This window comes from Streptomyces sp. P1-3 (assembly GCF_050613155.1).
GTDB lineage: Bacteria > Actinomycetota > Actinomycetes > Streptomycetales > Streptomycetaceae > Streptomyces.
Map to the genome: position 1 here is coordinate 6,582,826 of NZ_CP192512.1, position 17,290 is coordinate 6,600,115.

Genomic DNA, 17,290 nt, shown 5'->3' on the forward strand with positions numbered 1-17,290 from the left:
CTCTCAGCAGACCCCTCAGCACGGTGGTTCCCTTCGCAAGCTCGTAGGCCACGTCCGGGACGCCTGGTTCAGTGCGGCGCGGCCTGACGTATGCCGCATCGACAGGAATGCCAGCTCGGAGCCGATGCCGTCACAGATGTCGGCGAAGGGCTCCGCGTACGTTTCGCAGAGATACCAGAGTCCGTGCAGCAGCCTGTTGACGGATCGTCGCACGTCGTCGGCTTCGGCGTAGCGGTGGTCGTGATCGCCCCGGGCGATCTCCAGGCGGTGATCGGTCCACTCGGCCCGTGGGGGGTGGGGCGCCGTGGCGACATGCCGCAGTGTCCGAAGCCAGCGGTCCGCGTCTCCGTCGGCGAAGTGCGCGGTCAGCTGGATCACCACCGGACGCGCGTCACCGGCGGCGAGTGTGTGCCGCAGGATGTCCGCCGAGTCTCCCGCACCGAGGGCGGTGTGGTGCTCCCGCAGGATGCGGTGCAGGTCGGACCAGCGCCGGCCGGGGCCGGCCGCGGCGGAGCCGTTCCGAGCGGCGTGGACCAAGAGGGCGTGGAGGAACGGGTCGGGGGCGAACGGCGAGGTGCCGCGGCACTCATGGCCCGGTGTGCCCACCTCATCCGGCCGGTCCGTCCATTGCTCCTCCTCCAGGTAGCGGGCGGCCGCGGCTACGGGGAGCGGGTCGGCGCCCGAGACCGCGTACGCGGCCGCCAGCGCCTCCGCGGCGTCCCGGTCGCGGGCGAGGGACAGCAGCGCCAGATGGTCGCGGAGCTGGGGCGGCGGGATCAGCTGTGCCAGCAATCGTTCGGTGACGGACCGACCTTCCGCCGTGCACAGGTCGAGTAAGTCTTCAGGAAGAACGGGGCGTTGGGCGTTGGTATGCACGATGGCATCGCACAGGAGGCCGCTGCCCAGTGGATGGCCCCGGGCCAGGGTGTGCAGCGCCGATGGCAGCCGGCGGTGCAGCGGCCCTTCGGCACGGTCGAGCATCATCAGCAGGTCGTCGAGGCTCAGTGGCGCCAGCGGGACGGTGAGCAGTCCGGCGGACGGCGACCCGGGGGCGGTCCGCTCCCAGCCGGAGGCGACGGAGAGTTCGGGAAGCTCGCTGTGTGAGGCGTCCGGGTAGAGGTCCGCGCCGCCGCCCAGCCGGGTCGCCACGACGACCAGCGGGTCCGGATCATCGGAGCCGCGTCCGGCCCGGTGCTCGAGGATCAGGTCGAGTACGCGTCGCCCGGCCGCCGTGTGGACGTTGTCGAGCAGGATGAGCGGCTTGGGCGTCCGGTTCATCCGCTGCCAGCGGCCGTAGGCATCGCTGACGTCCTCGATCAGGGCGGAGGTCAGGAGCCGTTCGACGGCGTGCCGGAAGGCACCGCCTTGGTGGAAGCGGAGGCTGAGCCGTATCAGAGCGGCTTCGCCGTCGGCCGTCCCCGCGGACCGCTCGTGGTACCACTCCCGTACGGCCCGTCCGGCCCGGGTGCGGGTGTGCCGGCTGAAGTACTGCTGGATGACCGCGGCGGCGACCGGTTCCAGGCCATACTGCTGATCCGTGTCGGCCAGGCGTTCACTGACGTCGGACATCCAGTCCATACCGGTGTCCGTACGCTCGTCGCCCTTTTCCAGCCCGCAGGCGGCGATGAGGCGGGCGATCCGGTCCCGCGCCAGGCGCTGCTCGTGCTCGTTGCCCCGGTGCCAGCTGGATATCGCGAACAGCCCTGGCAGCAGCCGGGGGAAGCGGAGCCGGCTGGTGCCGGGGACCACCGCCGCCAGCTCGCACACCAGTTGTTCCAGGAGTTCCAGCACGGGTGAGGTGTTCGACACGGCGAAGCCCGCCCAGCGCGCCGGGTCGACCTCCGCGCTGTCGGCTCTGCCGAGCGGAACCCTGCCCCGATAGGCCGTCTCCAGGGCATCGAGGACAGCAGTCTTGCCCATGCCGTGGCGGCCGGTCAGCAGCACGACGGGCAGGTCGTCACGGTGCTCCTGCGCCACCAGGTTCCGCTTGTCGTACGCGAGGCCGAGCAGCCGCGGCACCAGCGCGCGCAGGATCGGATCACGTGCGTACAGCCGCATGGCACCGCCCTCCTCGGTGTGTTCACGCATCGGCCTCGCCACGGCTCACCCTCCGAGGAGCCGCCCCAGCGCCTGGCCGACCGAGTCCAGCATGAGCTGTCTGCCGACCGTGTCGGGAGCGCCGCCCAGCAGGCGGCGCATCCGCTCCATCAGACCGCGCTGCCGGTCCCGCTCCGGTTCGTCGTCGGTGTCACCCCGCCGCCCCAGCGCCTGCGCGGTGCGCAGCAGCGCCGCCCGGGACTCCGCGTCGAGGCGCAGCGCGGGGGCCAACTCGCCTACAAGCCGGGCGAGATCATCGGGTGACAACCCCGTATGGACGTCGATGGTGTTGTGGATGTTGCTGTGGGTGCCGCCTTCCGCTGCGTAATGGACCGTGCCGGCCCTTATATGGGTCTGGCTGGCGGGCCGCGTCTCCTCGCGCCGCCGGGCCAGGTACTGGTCCGGTTCCTCGCTGTTCTGTACGGCTTCCACGCCCAGCGAGGTGAGTTCCACGTGCGATCCGACTCCGTTGTGGAACGTGGGCCCCGCACAGGTGATCAGTCCCGCCTCTTCCAGATAGGAGAGTGTCCGGGCGACCTCGCCCCGCGACAGGGCCTCACCGAGGAAGTAGATCCCCGGCGAGTCGAGGAACCCGCTGATCCGCAAGGGCCGCCGGTCGGCCTGCGCGTAGATCCAGTGCAGGACGGCCTTCACGGCATGCCGCCCGCGCTCGGCCGGGTCCGCCCGGCGGACCTGCAACTGACGGGCCCGCTCGGCGCCCGCGGCGAGCAGGGTCACCACAGGGGCGTCCGCGTGGCCGCCGTATGAGCGGATCAGTGCCTGCCCGCTCAGATGGTCGGTGAGGGACCGGACGGCGCTCATGGGAATGCTCTGCCAGGAGCCGAACTCGGCGCAGGAGACCGGAACGTCCGGTTCGCCCTCGGCCCGGTCCCAGACCCACAGCAGCAGGCGCGGGCCGTAGAAGCTCACGACGAAGGACTCCGTGTCCTCGGGTGACGAAGGCGCTGCGGCTGACACTGACTGGGTCCTGTTCCTCTCTTCGGGCCGGTGGCTCACAGTCAGGAAGGTCGCGCCCGTGCCGTCCCCCCGGCTGGCATCTTCGTCAAACTACACAGGATCCACTCCGTTCACCAGCCCTCCCACGCGGCAACCTCCGTTGCACACAAGAGAGTTGGAGACCGGAGGCATGAGACCTCCAGGAGTGGATAGCAGAGGCTCAGACGTGCGGTTTCCAAGGCCCTGGGGTCTGTGCCGTCCCGGGCTGTCCACACAGGTGATTCCCACAACTGAAGGGGTTCCCCATTACCGTGCACCCGGCCCAAGAGTTCGGCGACGACCCCGTCGAGGTACGAGAAACCGGGCACTACACCGAGGAGTACGTCCCCAGCTTCGTCGAGAAGTGGGACGCGCTCATAGATTGGGAGAAGAGGGCAGAGAGCGAGGGGACGTTCTTCATCGACCTGCTGCGTGAGCGGGGCGTGCGGAGCGTGCTCGACGTCGCGACCGGGACCGGCTTTCACTCCGTACGGCTGCTGGCGGCCGGATTCGAAACCGTCAGCGCGGACGGCAGTGCGGAGATGCTGGCGATGGCCTTCGAGAACGGCATGAAGAAGGGCGGCCACATCCTGCGCGTCGTCCAGGCGGACTGGCGCTGGCTCAACAGAGATGTCCACGGGGAGTACGACGCCATCGTCTGCCTCGGCAACTCCTTCACGCACCTGTTCTCGGAGCGCGACCGGCGCAAGGCGTTGGCCGAGTTCTACGCGATGCTCAAGCACGACGGAATCCTGGTGCTGGACCAGCGCAATTACGACGCGATTCTGGACGGCGGGTACACCAGCACACACACGTATTACTACTGCGGTGAGGACGTCACTGTGGAGCCGGAGCATGTCGACGAGGGGCTGTGCCGGATGCGGTACGTCTTCCCGGACGACTCCGTGTACCACCTCAACATGTTCCCGCTGCGGAAGGACTACACCCGTCGGCTCATGTCCGACGTGGGCTTCCAGCGCATCGAGACCTATGGCGACTTCCAGCACACCTACCGGGGCGAGCAGCCGGATTTCTTCGTACACGTGGCCCAGAAGGAGTACCGGATGGACGACGATCAGGAGGGGCGGTACCGAGGCGCGGTCGGCGCCGCCCGCGACTACTACAACTCGCCTGACGCCGACACCTTCTATGCCACGGTGTGGGGCGGCGAGGACATCCACATCGGCCTCTACGAGCACCCCGGACAGCCCATCGCGGACGCCAGCCGACGCACTGTCGAGCGGATGGCCTCGAAGCTGGAAATGACAGCGGAGTCCGTGGTGCTCGACCTTGGTTCGGGGTTCGGCGGCTCGGCACGGTGTCTGGCTCAGACGTACGGCTGCCGGGTCCTGGCCCTCAACCTCAGCGAGGTGGAGAACCGGCGCCACCGGGAGCTGAACTCGGCCCGCCGCCTCACCGACAGGATCGAGGTGGTGGACGGGTCCTTCGAGGACATCCCGTACCCGGATGCTCATGTGGATGTCGTCTGGTCCCAGGACGCCTTCCTGCACAGTGGGAACCGCGGACAGGTGCTGGAGGAGATCGCCCGGGTACTGCGGCCGGGCGGCCGTCTCATCTTCACCGACCCGATGGCGGCGGACGCCTGCCCCACCGGTGTGCTGCGGCCGATTCTCGACCGCATCCACCTGGACGACATGGGCTCGCCCGGCTTCTACACCCGCGAGCTGACTCGGCTCGGCTTCACCGCCGTCGACGGCGGCTTCGAGGAGCACCGCGAGCAGTTGGTGACGCACTACGCACGGGTCCTTGAGGAGACCGGGCGCCAGGAGGCCGAGGGGCTGGCCAGGAAGGTCAGCCACGACTACCTCGCCGCGATGAAAAAGGGCCTCGCTCACTGGATCGACGGTGGCCGCGACAAGCACCTCACCTGGGGCATCTTCCACTTCACGCGCGGCGCCGACCGGTAAGGCGTGTCATGCCATCCGCTGCGCTGGAGCGGAGGAGCTCAGCCGTCGTGCGTTCTCCCGCAGGCCGTCCAGGACCAGCCTCAGCAGCGGGTGGTTGCGCTGCCGCGGCGTACGGCAGTGAAGGCCCGGCGGGGCGGCCGGTGACCGGGCGCACGGTGGCGCCGACCGGGCTCCACCGGACCGCCAGAGATGCTGTGCCGTAGCGGGCCGGCCTGCTCGTGAGCCCGGCTGCATGCAGCCGGGGAGAGCTTCCGGGAGGCTGTAGCCTCAGCGGAGAGCCGTGATGCTTGGCTCCCACGACCCGGACGCCGAGGGCTGGTGCCTGAGGCCCGGCACCTTCGGGGCGTACGTCGTCACCGACCACGTCGACGCGCTGTACGAGCGGCTGCGGGACGCGGGCGTCAAGGTCCTGCGCGAGATCGCCGACCAGGCGTACGGCAGCGGCGAGTTCAGCATCACCGACCTCGAGGGCAACAGGTGGCGTGCCGGGGCGGCACCTGCGAACGCGTCGACCAGTTCAGGGGCGGGGCCCGGCGCGTTGGCGCCGTACGGCCAGTCAGGCAGCGGAGGCTCGGTGACGTCCAGGCGGACGCTCGCAGGAGGGATGAGCACCTGGCTGTATCCACGGCGGACGCGATCGGCATAGAGGGCCCGCAGCGCGGCGGCCTGAGCGTGGATCGGGTTCTCGCTGCCCGGCACACGCGGAGGAGAGCCCCTGTCCCGCCGCCCGTAGGCGCCGCTGGCCTGGTGCGGCACACCGTTGTCGGTCACGATCACTGCGGTCTGCCACGAGCCGTTCCCCAGCCGGAAGCCCAGCACCCTCGTGCCCATCCTGACGCCCCCTTCCGCCGGACCGGGACGCTACCGGGGGCGGACGAGCGGCGAGGCGGTTTCGGCCGCTGTTCCCGCGAAACGGGCCTGTCAGGGTCTGAGCAGCGGCAGGCCGGTCATCTGCGGGTGCCGCAGTTGCCGCCCTGGCATCATGCGCGCCTGAGGGGGGGTGTGCAGCTGTGGGACGTGGTCGCAGGGTGGGCGCGCGGCCGGTATGCGGATCGGGGGAGTGGTCGGCCGGGCGGCGCGGGTGATGCCGCTGAGAAGAGTCCCGCTCGCACGACGCGCCCTCACTTTCACCAGGCGCGTCAACAGCGTCTATTGTCATCCGGGTTACGCCGTTGAACAGGCGAAGAGGGTCGGGGGAGTCACACCATCATGAGCGGTACGAACGGGGACGGACCCGATGAGCGGGACGACTGTGTCGATGGGGGTATCAAGCCGCTCGCGGTGAGCGACCCGGCGCGGATTGGCCCGTATCTGCTGCTCGGGCGGCTTGGTGCCGGCGGCATGGGGCGGGTGTTCCTCGCGCGGTCGGACAGTGGTCGGACCGTAGCCGTGAAGGTGGTGCACGAAGAGCACGTGTCCGACGAGCATTTCAGGGCGCGGTTCCGGCGGGAGATCGAGGCGGCGCGGAGGGTCGGGGCGCGGTACACGGCGCCGGTGCTCGACGCGGGTCCGGACGATGAACCGCCATGGGTCGCCACGGGGTACGTTCCCGGTCTCTCGCTTGATCAAGTCGTGCGACAGTACGGGCCGTTGCCGACCGCGTCCCTGCACGCCCTCGCCGACGGGCTGCTGAAGGCGCTCAAGGACATTCACGGCGCCGGGATCGTGCACCGCGATCTGAAGCCGTCCAACGTGATGCTCACCGTGGACGGCACGAAGGTCATCGACTTCGGGATCGCGCGGGCGCTGGAAACGTCCGTCGAGTCCTTGTTGACCAGTACGGGGATGGTCGTCGGGTCTCCCGGGTTCATGTCGCCGGAGCAGGTGCTCGGGCGGCGCGCGGGGGTCAAGAGCGACGTGTTCACCCTCGGGTGCGTGCTGACGTATGCGGCGACCGCGCGACTGCCGTTCGGGCAGGAGGCAAGCAATCAGCACGCGGTGATGTTCCAGATCGTGGAGGGCGAGCCCGATCTGACAGGTGTCGAGGACGCGTCGCTGCGGGCGCTCATCGCCCGCTGTCTGGCGAAGGACGTCGATCAACGGCCGAGCGTCGACGAGCTGCTGGAGGATCCCGAGCGGGTGCGTCCCCACGCCGCGCGCGGCGCCTGGCTGCCTGCCGGTGTCGTCGCGCACCTCGCACGGCAGTCCGCGCGGCTGCTCGACGCCGAGGCGGCGCCGCTGCGGGAGGAACCCGTGGATCTGGCGACCGTCGGGCTGCGGCCCAAGGGCGGGCCTCTTCCCGAAGTCGTCCCGGCCGTCCCGGGCGTCGGAGCCACGAAGCGGGAGCGGGAGCCTCGCCGGCGCCGCACGCTCATCGCGCTGCCCATCGTCGTCGTCATCACCGTCGGCGGCGGCACGGTCGCCCTGCTTCAGCCTTTTGGGGGTGGCGGCGGGGACGGAACGCATGCCCAGTCACCAGGCAATAGTGCGAGTGCCTCTCGTGGCGGCAGCACCTCGCCGAGCCCGCCCAGCAGTTCACCTTCCAAGGGAGGAAAGGGAGGAAACGGCAAGGGCAGGGACGACGACAAGGGCGATGACGGCAAGAAGGGGAAGGACGAGGCGGACGGGACGGATGAGCCGAACGTCCGGGAGAGCAGCAGCCGTAGTTCCGGGTCGTCGGGTGTTGACGGCGGCGGCAGTTCATCCGGTGACGACAGTGGTTCCGACAGCGGCAGGTCCGGCTCTTCGGGCTCGGACAGCGGAGATTCGTCCACGGACGACGGAGGTCCATCCGACTCCGGAGGCTCGTCCTCCGGCTCGCCGCCGCCCGCCATGAAGGGCTACGAGCTTGAGTACACCAACTCCTGTGTCGGCGCGTGCGACATGCCACTCAAGGTGAGCTGGTCGGCAATCTCCCGAGCGACCAGGTACGACATCCACTACACCAACAAGGGCAGCAACTTCACCGAGAAGAACGTCGACACGGTCTACTCCACCGGGAGCACCAGTTACACGATCAAGGGTCCGTTCTCCGGTGACGAGATCTGCGTCACGGTGCGCGCGGCCAACACACACGGCGCCTCCGCCTGGGCGGAGACCTGGTGCGACACAGTGCCCTACTGACGGTGACCCGTCGAACAGCGGAGTGGGCCGGCAGTGAGCCGGACAGGGGGCTGGGATGACCGCTCGTCGTGTCGGCTCGGCGGCGCCGGGCCGTGCGCGGGCGCACCGGTGCGATCGTGCCGGGTTGGGGGTGTCCGGGGAGTCATGGGGCCCTCGTAGGAGTTCAGGCGAGGTCGGTGACCAAGCGGCCGGGGGAGGTCAATCCACCGTTGGGGTAGGTGCTTTGGCGTGAAGCGATGCCAACGCCGAAGATCCTGACGGTGGAGTTGACGCCTGAGCAGCGGGCCGAGGTGCGCCGGCGGCTAGTGCTCGATTCCTCAAACGGTGTACACGTGTCGGCGCCGTACCTGGAGGCCATCGAGCGGGTATCGGCGGCTATCTGCCGCGTCCACGGATGGAGCGCCCGCTCAGTGATCGGCCACCTGGAGTGGCAGCCGGGGAAGGCCGACCCGCGCAGGTTGACGATGGCCAGCATGCGCGACCGGGTCGCTGACCGGCTCGGCCAGGCCACGCCGGACCTGCTGCCGGCCCCGGCGCGCCCGAAGGTGTCCCTGTCGAAGCTCATGGCCGCTCGCGAGGCGATACGCGGACGGTCACTACGGCACCACGGTTGTTGGCGCTCCTGCACGGCGGGCCGATGAACTCATTGAGCGCTGGCCGCGCGGCTGGGAGTCACGCCCCGCAATGTGACCGGCCTAGTCGATGCGCTCCAGGCTGATGGCCTGGTCGCCCGCTGAACTCGACGCCTTAACGGCTGGGCTGGAAAGGGGCACCGAACGCTTGCGTGCTATCGGCACCTCCGCGCGTGAACCAGGCGACGGGCCAAGGCGCCGGCGCATCGCGGGGGCGAGGCGGTAGCTGTCAGGGACCGTCGCGCATGCGATCGATCCGACGCCGAAGATCCAGGGGGCGGGCCTACCGGCGGGTGGAAGCGCGATCAATGGGCCTGGTCGGTGTTCCAGGGGGCGTCGGCGCGTGTACGGACCGGGGCCGCGGTGAGCCGCAGCGCATACACCGCGCGGTCGGGGTCGGGTACGGGGCCGAGGTAGCTGTGTCCGGTCGTGTGACACCAGGCGTGCAGGTCCAGCGAGCCTGCGGGGTCACGGGCGATCACGTGGACCAGCGTTCCCTCTGGCGCCTCGGCGATCTCACGGCGCAGGAGAAGCGGAAGCCGTACGCAGAGCAGGTCGCCGCCGTCGACGACCAGGGTCCGGCGTCACCGGGGCACCGTCTGGGTGATCCGCCACAGGCGGCGCGGTAGTTCACCCTCCTCGCACGTGTGCACCTCGCCGAGGCTCCAGCCCTGCGCCAGGGCGTCGACCAGGGCACGGTCGAAGAAGTGCACCGCGAAGCCGCCGTGCTCGAAGATGTCGTCGCCGTGCGCGGTGCCCGCTCCGTAGTGGGCGTCGCCGGTGTGGCGGACGGTGTAGACGAAGGCGCCACCGGGCCGCAGGATCCGGCGCACCTCGGCGACGAGTTGCTTGATCTCCGTGGTGGACAGCGCCATGCACAACAGCATGTGCGCGAAGACCGCGTCCACCGAGGCGTCCGGCAGCGGCAGCGGCTCGCGCACGTCGTGGACCATGGTGTTCACCGACGAGCCGACCTCTCGCTGCTCGGCGGCGGACCGCAGCTGTTCCAGAGCGGTGGGACTGAAGTCGATGGCCTGGACGGTGAAGCCGCAGCGGGCGAAGTACAGAGCGTCGCGGCCGTGCCCGGCGCCCAGTTCCACAACCTCCTTCGCGCCGGTCGTACGGAAGACCTCGGCGGCGTGGACGGCAGCGGCGGAGGGCTGGTCTCCGTACATGCCCGGATGAGCCGCGTAGGTCCGCTGCCAGTGCGCGCGCTGCGCCTTGGCGAGCTCTCTGTCCTCGTGCATCCGTACTCCTGCGGTCCCCACCGCCCCGGTCCGGGGAACGGTGCTCAGCCTGGGCTTCGTCACGTCGCTCATGTGATCACGCGTTGCCCCCCAAACAGGCGGCGGTCAGCGGCTCGACGGTCCGGTCGATGTCGTCAGCGGTGGCCCAGCGCCCGAGCGAGAGGCGGAGGGCCGCGAGGCTGCGGGAATCGGGCAGCCCCATGACGCTGAGTACCGGGGAGGGCTGGTGTTCGCCGCTGTGGCAGGCCGAGCCGGTGGAGGCGGCGATCTGCGGTACGGCTTCGAGGAGCTCGTGGCCCTGGATGCCGTCGATGCTGATGTTGAGAGTGTTGGGCAGGCAGCCGTCGACGGGGCCGTTGAGGTGGATCCGGCCGGGGAACCGGTCGGTGAGGCCGCCGCGTCGGATGGTGGTGCGTTTGGCGGAGGGGCTGGGCAGGTCGACGGCGAAGGTCCAGGTGCCGTGGGTACGGTCTGTAGCCAGGCGGGGGCAACGTGTTCCCAGCTGGCTGCGCTGGTGATCGCGACAGCCGCAGCGTCGGCAGACACGTCCGCGGTCGGCAGAGGAGCGCATGGTGATCGCCTCCCGGGAGTGGAGCAGGTGCCGACACGGTCAGTGTCCCGCTGCCGCGACCACCAGGCGCTCACCTGGCTGCCTGAATGCCGTCTGACCTGCGGTGATCCCTTGTCGTGGCGGCAAGTGCAGGAGCTGATGCCGGTCGTCCCGCTTACAGTCCGGCGCCGGTGCCTACTCCGTCAGGGGCCAGTCATGGTGCTCCTCGCACGGTGTGCGACGTACGCTCAAGGCAAGTACGTACGTTCGTACTGATTCTGCCTGTCGAGAGGAATCTGATCGTGGCGAACGAGGCCCAGCGGCCCATGCGCCGACCGCGCCGGCATGACCCCAATCGGCGGGAGCGCCTTATCGAGGTGGCGGAGGAGCTGATCGCGGAGCGCGGCCTGGAGGGGCTGAGTCACCGGGCGATCGCCGAGCGGGCCGATGTGTCACTGAGCTCGACGACGTACCACTTCAAGGACCGCGAAGCGTTGATCCGGGCGACTCTGGAGCGTGCTGCGGACCGTTTCGCCGGCTACGTGCGGGAGTGGGCCGTCGAGCATGCCGGGGACAGTCGTGAGCAGCTGGCCGAGGCGCTGGCTGACGGAGTCATGGACTGCCTGCGCGAGGGGCGGACGCGGGCGATGGTGGAGTTCGAGCTGTACCTCGCGGCGCTGCGGCGCCCCGCTCTGCGGGACGTGGCCGCGCGCCTGACCCGGGACAGCGTCGAGGCGATGACGCCGCATGTGGGCCCGGAGGTCGCGGCCTGCATTCCGCCGGTCATGAACGGGCTGTGCCTCCAGGTGATGTCGGCACCCGAGCCACCCTCCCGTCAGCAGGTCCTGGCCGTACTCGGGCGGATGCTGGGCGGGGCGCCGGCGTAGCCGGGCCCGACGTGCGTACTGGGCCCGCCGCCGAGAGGCTGCCTCGAAGGCCACCACCTTCCGGGGCGCACGTCGGTGGTGGGCCTTCCCTGTTGTGTGGCAGATGTGGTGTGTGTCGCTTTTACCGCCTGATTGGTACGGACGTCCGTAACGATCGGCTAGCGTGTAGATGTCACGAAAGCGTGAGCAAATAATCCTTACCGGACATCGAGAGAGGAAAGAGCGATGGCGAAGGCGAATCCCTGCAACCTGGTGGACGTCACGGTGCCGCAGGAGGCCCACAGCGACGCGCAGCGCTTCTACACCCAGACCTTCGGGTGGAGTGTGGACATCGATATCCCCGGCTACCCGATCATGGGCACCGGGGACGGGGGCGCCCAGGTCGGTCTGATGTGGGAGGGCAACCCGGAGTCGGGCGACCTGGCCACGTTCTGGAAGACGAACAAGGCGATGCCCTTCCTGGGCACCGAGGACATGGACGCCACCATCGCGGCCGTCGAGGAGAACGGCGGCAAGGTCCTGGCGCCCAAGCGGCAGAAGGGGCCGGTCTGGGTCGCGGTGATCGCGGACCCGTGGGGCAACGAGTGGTTCCTCTGGCAGTTCGGCGGCTGAGCCCCGCCGCATCCTCCGGTCCGGCCCCCGGTGGGGGCGTCTGGAGGTCTATGGCTTGCAGTAGCGTGATGGGGCGGCTGAGCTGTGGGGTGTCCGGGCAGCGCATCGCCGCGCGGAAATTATCCGGGCACGACGTGCTCGACGGGACGGCGCGGGTCGTCGAGGACACCGGGCGGGACGTGACGGCGGAGTTCGTGGACGGAGCACGGCGCGCACTCGCGGCGGCGCGGCACGGAGGCTGCACGGAGGCGCTGTTGATGCCGCGCAGTCCGTCGTGCGGACGGGGTTCGGTGTACGACGGGTCGTTCGCCGGGGAGCTGGTGCCGGGAGACGGGGTGACCGCGGCGCTGCTCGAGCGGAACGGGATCGCCGTGCGGCCCGCGCCCGGGCATCTCACACCGTGGAGATCAATGAGGTCGAGGACGTATGGACATCGGTCGGCCGTCTCGTGATGATCCGACAGCTCGGCCGGGTCACCCTTGGAACTCAGTGAGATCGATGGTGTGAACGCGCAGCGGAAAGCCGTACACCGGGTGTTCCGTCTCGCGCTCCGGCACCATACCGAGCTTGCGGGTGACGTTCTCGGAGGCGTCGTCCCCCACCCGGCTGATGCTGATGACGCGGTCGAGGCCACGGTCCTGGAGCGCGAACTCCAGCGTGGCCTGGGCGGCTTCAGACGCGTATCCCTGGCCCCAGTACTGCGAGCCGAGCCGCCAACTGATCGCCACCGCCGGCAGTACCTCCGGCAGGAACTCGGGCACGGACAGACCCGTGAAGCCGGCCAGTTCGCCCGAGGCCAACAGCTCGACGGCGAAGAGGCCGAAGCCTTCCTCGTCCCATTCCTCCTCCCACCGCTCGATGTCCTCCGCCGTGTGGTCAAGGTCGCGCACCGAGCCGTCGTCGATCCAGTGCATGACCCGCGGGTCCGCGTTGATGTCCGCCATGGGCGCGAGGTCGTCGTCGTGCCAGCGACGGAGGAGGAGGCGGGGTGTGTGGATCTCGGTCATGGTGCCCATCCTGCCGAAGGCAAGAGCCTCATCGGTAATCGGCGCTCGCCCGTCGGCCGCTCCCGGACCCCAAGGCATCAGGCCGCCTGCACCGCCCCTTCCAGACCGCGGCCTTCGACGACACCGGTATCGAGACCCGTCTCGGTCTCTGGTGTCACGCACACCCTCCTCTACGCCCTCGCCGCAGGCCACCCTCGCTCAGCCGATACCACCGAGGCTGCACCACCGTCTCTCACGCGCAAGCTACCTACCAGCAACTCGCCGCCGAACCCGGCGACCAGGTGGACCTGCATCTGCTGCACGCCCGCCTCCCAGCCCACCAGCGCGCCACCTACACCCAGCGCGCGGAAACCGCATTCGGCCGCGTCATCAAGCCCACCACACAGCGGCCCCAGCGAGGCGTCATCGTCGCCACCCAGGTCTTCAGGTGGACAAGGCGGCTCTGGACAAGGACCGGCTGGCAGCGCCGCGTACGGCGTGGGAGAAGGGTGACGCGACGCTGCTGACGTGTCCCCCCCGGCTGACCACGATCCCCCCGGCTCCGGGCCCGCGTCAGGCGGCGGGCACCGGTGCCTCCACGGCGCCCAGGACCGCGGCGATGCCCTGCGCGAGGTAGGGGATGCGGTGCGCCGAGACGCCCGCGATGTTGATGCGGCCCGAGGTGGTGCCGTAGATGGCGAACCGTTCGCGCAGGGTGAGCATGTGGTCCGCCGTCAGGGGCAGTGTCGAGAACATCCCCTTCTGCTGGGCGAGGATCTCCGCCTCCCGCCCGCAGCCCAGGGCGCTCAGACCGGCGACGAGGTCGGCGCGGTTGGCCGTGATCCGGCCGCGCATGACGTCGAGTTCGGTCCGCCAGCCCGCCCGAAGGGCGTCGTCGCCGAGGACGGTGGCGACGATGGCGGCGCCGTGCTCGGGCGGCATGGAGTACAGCGTGCGGGCGATGTTCTGGAGGGACGTCTCGACATGCCGCAGCGCGTGCCGGGAAGGGCCGAGGACGATGGCGCAGCCGGTGCGGTCGTTGTAGAGCCCGAAGTTCTTGGAGCAGCTGACCGCGATGAGCAGCTCCGGGACGCGTGCGGCCAGGGTGCGCGTGGCATGCAGGTCGGCCTCGAAGCCGTCGCCGAGCCCGTGGTAGGCGAGGTCGATGAACGGTACCCATCCGTGGCGTCCGGCCAGCTCGGCCAGCGCGTCCCAGGCGTCGGGGGACGGGTCGACACCGGTGGGGTTGTGGCAGCACCCCTGGAGCAGTACGACGTCGTCCCGCCGCGCCTGACGCAGGTCGTGCACCATGCCCGCGGTGTCGGCGCGTCCCTCGGCGTCGAGGTAGGTGTAGCTCCGGACGACCAGACCGGCGGCCTCGAGGATGGGCCGGTGGTTGACGTAGGCGGGATCGCTGATCCACACGGTCGCCCCGGGCCGCGTCCGGCCGACGAACTCGGCCAGCAGGCGCAGGGCTCCGGTGCCCGCGACCGTCTGTATCGCCGTGGCCCGGCCCGTGAGGTCATCGGTTCCCAGCACCGTCGACAGCATCGCGCGGTTGAAGGCAGGGTTCCCCGACAGCCCCCGGTACTCCTTCGACGCGGAGCCCTCGGCCAGCCGTATCTCGGCCTCGCGGACGGTGGCCATGACAGGGGTGGCGCCCGTGTGGTCGCGGTAGACGCCGAGGACCAGGTTCAGCCGTTCGGGACGCGCGTCGGCGCCGAACGCGGCGGCCAGCTCCCACAGCGGGTCGGCGGGCGGGGGAGTGAGCAGTTCAAGCATCGGTGGGGACCTTGGTTCTCGGGCGCATGTTGGCGAGCACGACGCCGGCGGTGATGAGGGGGACGCCGACGAGGACGGCGAGGTTCGGCGACTCGTCGAGCAGGGGAATGGCGAGCAGACTGGCGGCGACGGGGCTGAGGCTGCCGACGACGGAGCTACGCTGCGCGCCGAGCCGGCGGATGGCGAACGCGTACAGCAGCCCGGCACACAGACCGACGCCCAGCCCCTGGACGACCAGGAACAGTGCGATGTCACCGCCCGCCGCGTGGGTGAGGTTGGTCGGGAGCACCCCGGTCAGGACCAGGAGCACCAGCACGGCGAACGACGGCAGGCACAGCAGCCCGATCGATCCGACGGGGTCGAGGCCGACCTCCCGCAGGCCCACCGTGTACAGAGCCCACAGCCCGCTGGCGAGCAACAGGAAGCCGGAGCCGACCAGCACGTCCTTGTCGAGCGGGAAGGTGTACGGCCAGACCAGCGCGAGGACCCCGAGGGGGATCAGGACGAGTCCGGCCGCCTGTGTGCCTCTGGGCGCGGCCTGCCCGGCCAGGACCATGAGCGCGGAGACGAACAGCGGGACCATCCCCGGGATGAGCGACCCGACGAACGCGGCCGACGTCAGCGAACCGCCGTACATCGCGGCCAGGAAGAACGGCACCCCGGCACCGCCGATGATCTTGGCCGCGGCGGCTGGGCGGACGGCGGCCAGCTGCCGGCGGCGGCGCCACAGCGCGGGGGCCAGGACGAGCAGCGGCACCCCGAACCGCAGCAGCGCCGCGTCCGCGGGAAGGAGAGTGGAGCTGTCCAGCGCCCGCGCGCTGAGCGCGAACGCGGCCCAGACCGCCACCGTCAGTCCCAGCGCGACCATACCCGCCGTGGTGGGGGAGACCCGTCGGCGCGCGGCCGGCACCGTCCCGGTGGGCGGGGGCAGCCCAACGGTGTTCGTCGTGGCCAACGGATTCCTCCAGCATGAGATCCCTGCACAGGCGGGCACGGAGCCGCGCGAGCCTGCACGCATCGGGGCAAGGATAGAGTCATGCCGGGGGCATATGATTGCCACTTCTGCCCGCTCAGGTCACTGTGGGGGCAGGATCTGCCAATGAGTGGCAAAGAGGCCGCGAAGAGCCGCACAGAGCCGCAAGGAGTCGCCATGGACGCTGTCGATCTGCGGATCATCCGCGAGCTGCAGGCGGACGGGCGGTTGTCCAACCAGGACCTGGCCGACCGGGTCCGGCTGTCGCCCTCGCCGTGTCTGCGCCGGGTACGGAAACTGGAGGAGGCCGGCCTCATCCGCGGCTACACGGCCATGGTGGACCAGGTGGCCTTCGGCCTTCCGATCACCGTCTTCGTACGGGTCCGCCTCGAACGGCACACGGCGGAGATCGTCAACGCCTTCGAGGAGCACGTCGGCCTCATCGAGCACATCCAGGACTGCTACCTGATGGCCGGCACCAGCGACTACCTCCTCAGGATCGTCATCGAGAGCCTCGAGGCGTACGAGCACCTGGTGCGCGACCGGATCCACGCGATCCCCGGCATCGCGTCGATCGAGTCCAGCTTCGCGTTCGGCAGCGTCAAGCAGTCCAAGACCTTCCCCCGCCCCGCCTCGGCGCCGCACTGAAGGAACGCCGCGTAGAAAAACACCGCGTAGAAGCACCGCGCAGAAACACCGCGTAGGAACACGCTCTTCCGTGCAGCCTGTTTGGCACCGTCGCCGCGGCTAACCCCGACGACCGGCCCTATACGGGAGGAGGCACGCCGCGGCGAACGAGCCGTCGTGGTCCCGGGGGGCCGCCGGCGTGACCGACCCGGCATCGGTCAGCACCGTCTTCGGCGACGTGCCCAGAACGACGGCGCCGCCGAGAATCCCGTCGTCCTGACCGGCTACCGCGCGAGCAGGTGCCACCGCCTCGCCCGGGCCACCAAGCTCCGCCTCAACCCGGTTTCATTGACCACACCAGGGCCAGACCGGTCCTCGTAGGAACCTACGAAGCATCGGTCTTGTGCCACCCACATTTCATGTCTTCGGCGCCTGGCTGATTCCCTTCGGACGGCTGTGTACTGCTCAGGCAATCCCGAACGACGAAGAACTGGGAACGCCTTGCAAAAGACGCTGCCCGATCGGCACATTGAGATCGCCTGGCCCGACCTCGGCATCACCGTCACGGCGGAACTCGATGGCCGAAACCTGGCCGACTCGCTGTGTGGGCCCCTGCCCTGCCAGAGCCTTCAAGGGCATGCTCTCATCGCCGGCGAGCTCCTCCACCGACATGCGGGCCTGCTGGAGGCCTGGCGTGCCATCTGGGATGCCGTCCAACGCGGCGTCGGCGCGCCGCCCACCATCTCCGCCACCCCCACCGTCGTCAACGCCATCTGCAGCGCCACCGGCCTGAGCCTCACCCACACCCCGGTCTCCCCGGAACGCATCTACCGCGTCTGACCGGACCCCCTGTTCGTGCGGGTGTCACCGCCTCCCGACGGCACCCGCACCCGCACCCCACCTCACCGTA

At 69.8% G+C, this 17,290-nt stretch carries 17 protein-coding genes and 1 pseudogene; 10 read left to right on the plus strand and 8 right to left on the minus strand.

Annotation, left to right across the window (positions count from 1 at the left end; translation table 11 throughout):
* Window positions 1-15: 15 nt before the first annotated feature.
* Window positions 16-2,088 (minus strand): ATP-binding protein, encoded by a 2,073-nt coding sequence (locus ACQUSR_RS28180; RefSeq protein ID WP_431045408.1) that lies wholly within the window; start codon window positions 2,086-2,088, stop codon window positions 16-18.
* Between the two features lie 15 nt (window positions 2,089-2,103).
* Window positions 2,104-3,075 carry a hypothetical protein gene (locus tag ACQUSR_RS28185; RefSeq protein WP_431045409.1) on the minus strand — a complete coding sequence of 324 codons (972 nt, stop codon included), beginning with the start codon at window positions 3,073-3,075 and terminating at the stop codon, window positions 2,104-2,106.
* Between the two features lie 290 nt (window positions 3,076-3,365).
* Between ACQUSR_RS28185 and ACQUSR_RS28190 the strand changes: the two genes are divergently transcribed.
* The 4 genes from ACQUSR_RS28190 (at window position 3,366) to ACQUSR_RS28205 (ending at window position 8,725) form a co-directional block, all read left to right on the plus strand.
* Complete coding sequence (locus ACQUSR_RS28190; protein ID WP_431045410.1) at window positions 3,366-5,021, plus strand: methyltransferase domain-containing protein; 1,656 nt, start codon at window positions 3,366-3,368, stop codon at window positions 5,019-5,021.
* A 283-nt stretch (window positions 5,022-5,304) separates the two neighbouring features.
* The gene (locus tag ACQUSR_RS28195) at window positions 5,305-5,667 is read left to right on the plus strand and encodes a VOC family protein (protein ID WP_431045411.1); all 363 of its coding nucleotides are present in this window, start codon (window positions 5,305-5,307) and stop codon (window positions 5,665-5,667) included.
* A 563-nt stretch (window positions 5,668-6,230) separates the two neighbouring features.
* Window positions 6,231-8,084 carry a protein kinase domain-containing protein gene (locus ACQUSR_RS28200; protein ID WP_431045412.1) on the plus strand — a complete coding sequence of 618 codons (1,854 nt, stop codon included), beginning with the start codon at window positions 6,231-6,233 and terminating at the stop codon, window positions 8,082-8,084.
* A 332-nt stretch (window positions 8,085-8,416) separates the two neighbouring features.
* Window positions 8,417-8,725: a hypothetical protein gene (locus ACQUSR_RS28205; protein ID WP_431045413.1), complete on the plus strand. Its 309-nt coding sequence runs from the start codon at window positions 8,417-8,419 to the stop codon at window positions 8,723-8,725.
* Window positions 8,726-9,021: 296 nt separating this feature from the next.
* On the opposite strand, the gene ACQUSR_RS28210 is transcribed toward ACQUSR_RS28205, so the two are convergent.
* The 3 genes from ACQUSR_RS28210 to ACQUSR_RS28220 all read right to left on the minus strand — a co-directional run bounded on the left by ACQUSR_RS28210 (window position 9,022) and on the right by ACQUSR_RS28220 (window position 10,534).
* Window positions 9,022-9,198, minus strand: coding sequence for a hypothetical protein (locus tag ACQUSR_RS28210; protein WP_431045414.1), 177 nt, complete (start codon window positions 9,196-9,198; stop codon window positions 9,022-9,024).
* A 102-nt stretch (window positions 9,199-9,300) separates the two neighbouring features.
* A complete protein-coding gene (locus ACQUSR_RS28215; protein WP_431045415.1) occupies window positions 9,301-9,963 on the minus strand; it encodes a class I SAM-dependent methyltransferase in 663 nt (220 codons plus the stop codon).
* Window positions 9,964-10,039: 76 nt separating this feature from the next.
* Window positions 10,040-10,534: a hypothetical protein gene (locus tag ACQUSR_RS28220; protein WP_431045416.1), complete on the minus strand. Its 495-nt coding sequence runs from the start codon at window positions 10,532-10,534 to the stop codon at window positions 10,040-10,042.
* A gap of 281 nt (window positions 10,535-10,815) precedes the next feature.
* Between ACQUSR_RS28220 and ACQUSR_RS28225 the strand changes: the two genes are divergently transcribed.
* The 3 genes and pseudogenes from ACQUSR_RS28225 to ACQUSR_RS28235 form a co-directional block, all read left to right on the plus strand.
* Complete coding sequence (locus ACQUSR_RS28225; RefSeq protein WP_431045417.1) at window positions 10,816-11,400, plus strand: TetR/AcrR family transcriptional regulator; 585 nt, start codon at window positions 10,816-10,818, stop codon at window positions 11,398-11,400.
* Window positions 11,401-11,625: 225 nt separating this feature from the next.
* The gene (locus ACQUSR_RS28230; protein ID WP_431045418.1) at window positions 11,626-12,012 is read left to right on the plus strand and encodes a VOC family protein; all 387 of its coding nucleotides are present in this window, start codon (window positions 11,626-11,628) and stop codon (window positions 12,010-12,012) included.
* Between the two features lie 125 nt (window positions 12,013-12,137).
* Window positions 12,138-12,401 (plus strand): annotated as a pseudogene (locus ACQUSR_RS28235) (DUF523 domain-containing protein); the annotation flags it as partial.
* A gap of 84 nt (window positions 12,402-12,485) precedes the next feature.
* Here ACQUSR_RS28235 and ACQUSR_RS28240 read toward each other — a convergent pair.
* Entirely contained in the window at window positions 12,486-13,019 is a 534-nt protein-coding gene (locus ACQUSR_RS28240) for a GNAT family N-acetyltransferase (RefSeq protein ID WP_431045419.1), read from the minus strand.
* Window positions 13,020-13,147: 128 nt separating this feature from the next.
* Here ACQUSR_RS28240 and ACQUSR_RS28245 point away from each other — a divergent pair, with 128 nt between their 5' ends.
* The gene (locus ACQUSR_RS28245; protein ID WP_431047891.1) at window positions 13,148-13,525 is read left to right on the plus strand and encodes a hypothetical protein; all 378 of its coding nucleotides are present in this window, start codon (window positions 13,148-13,150) and stop codon (window positions 13,523-13,525) included.
* 46 nt (window positions 13,526-13,571) lie between these two features.
* On the opposite strand, the gene ACQUSR_RS28250 is transcribed toward ACQUSR_RS28245, so the two are convergent.
* Window positions 13,572-14,780, minus strand: coding sequence for an aromatic amino acid transaminase (locus ACQUSR_RS28250; protein WP_431045420.1), 1,209 nt, complete (start codon window positions 14,778-14,780; stop codon window positions 13,572-13,574).
* Window positions 14,773-15,735, minus strand: a complete 963-nt coding sequence (locus ACQUSR_RS28255; protein ID WP_431045421.1) for a DMT family transporter — start codon at window positions 15,733-15,735, stop codon at window positions 14,773-14,775. The genes ACQUSR_RS28250 and ACQUSR_RS28255 overlap by 8 nt, the downstream gene beginning before the upstream one ends.
* Window positions 15,736-15,930: 195 nt before the next feature.
* Here ACQUSR_RS28255 and ACQUSR_RS28260 point away from each other — a divergent pair, with 195 nt between their 5' ends.
* Both ACQUSR_RS28260 and ACQUSR_RS28265 read left to right on the plus strand, forming a co-directional pair.
* Window positions 15,931-16,401 carry an Lrp/AsnC family transcriptional regulator gene (locus tag ACQUSR_RS28260; RefSeq protein WP_431045422.1) on the plus strand — a complete coding sequence of 157 codons (471 nt, stop codon included), beginning with the start codon at window positions 15,931-15,933 and terminating at the stop codon, window positions 16,399-16,401.
* A 480-nt stretch (window positions 16,402-16,881) separates the two neighbouring features.
* Window positions 16,882-17,220 carry a hypothetical protein gene (locus ACQUSR_RS28265; RefSeq protein ID WP_431045423.1) on the plus strand — a complete coding sequence of 113 codons (339 nt, stop codon included), beginning with the start codon at window positions 16,882-16,884 and terminating at the stop codon, window positions 17,218-17,220.
* Window positions 17,221-17,290: the final 70 nt, after the last annotated feature.

What these genes read in the sequence shown, in the direction of transcription:
- ACQUSR_RS28240 (WP_431045419.1), bottom strand. Translation starts at nt 13,019, where the DNA reads ATGACCGAGATCCACACACCCCGCCTCCTCCTCCGTCGCTGGCACGAC.
- ACQUSR_RS28200 (WP_431045412.1), top strand. Translation starts at nt 6,231, where the DNA reads ATGAGCGGTACGAACGGGGACGGACCCGATGAGCGGGACGACTGTGTC.
- ACQUSR_RS28195 (WP_431045411.1), top strand. Translation starts at nt 5,305, where the DNA reads ATGCTTGGCTCCCACGACCCGGACGCCGAGGGCTGGTGCCTGAGGCCC.
- ACQUSR_RS28250 (WP_431045420.1), bottom strand. Translation starts at nt 14,780, where the DNA reads ATGCTTGAACTGCTCACTCCCCCGCCCGCCGACCCGCTGTGGGAGCTG.
- ACQUSR_RS28220 (WP_431045416.1), bottom strand. Translation starts at nt 10,534, where the DNA reads ATGCGCTCCTCTGCCGACCGCGGACGTGTCTGCCGACGCTGCGGCTGT.
- ACQUSR_RS28215 (WP_431045415.1), bottom strand. Translation starts at nt 9,963, where the DNA reads ATGCACGAGGACAGAGAGCTCGCCAAGGCGCAGCGCGCGCACTGGCAG.
- ACQUSR_RS28230 (WP_431045418.1), top strand. Translation starts at nt 11,626, where the DNA reads ATGGCGAAGGCGAATCCCTGCAACCTGGTGGACGTCACGGTGCCGCAG.
- ACQUSR_RS28180 (WP_431045408.1), bottom strand. Translation starts at nt 2,088, where the DNA reads ATGCGTGAACACACCGAGGAGGGCGGTGCCATGCGGCTGTACGCACGT.
- ACQUSR_RS28260 (WP_431045422.1), top strand. Translation starts at nt 15,931, where the DNA reads ATGGACGCTGTCGATCTGCGGATCATCCGCGAGCTGCAGGCGGACGGG.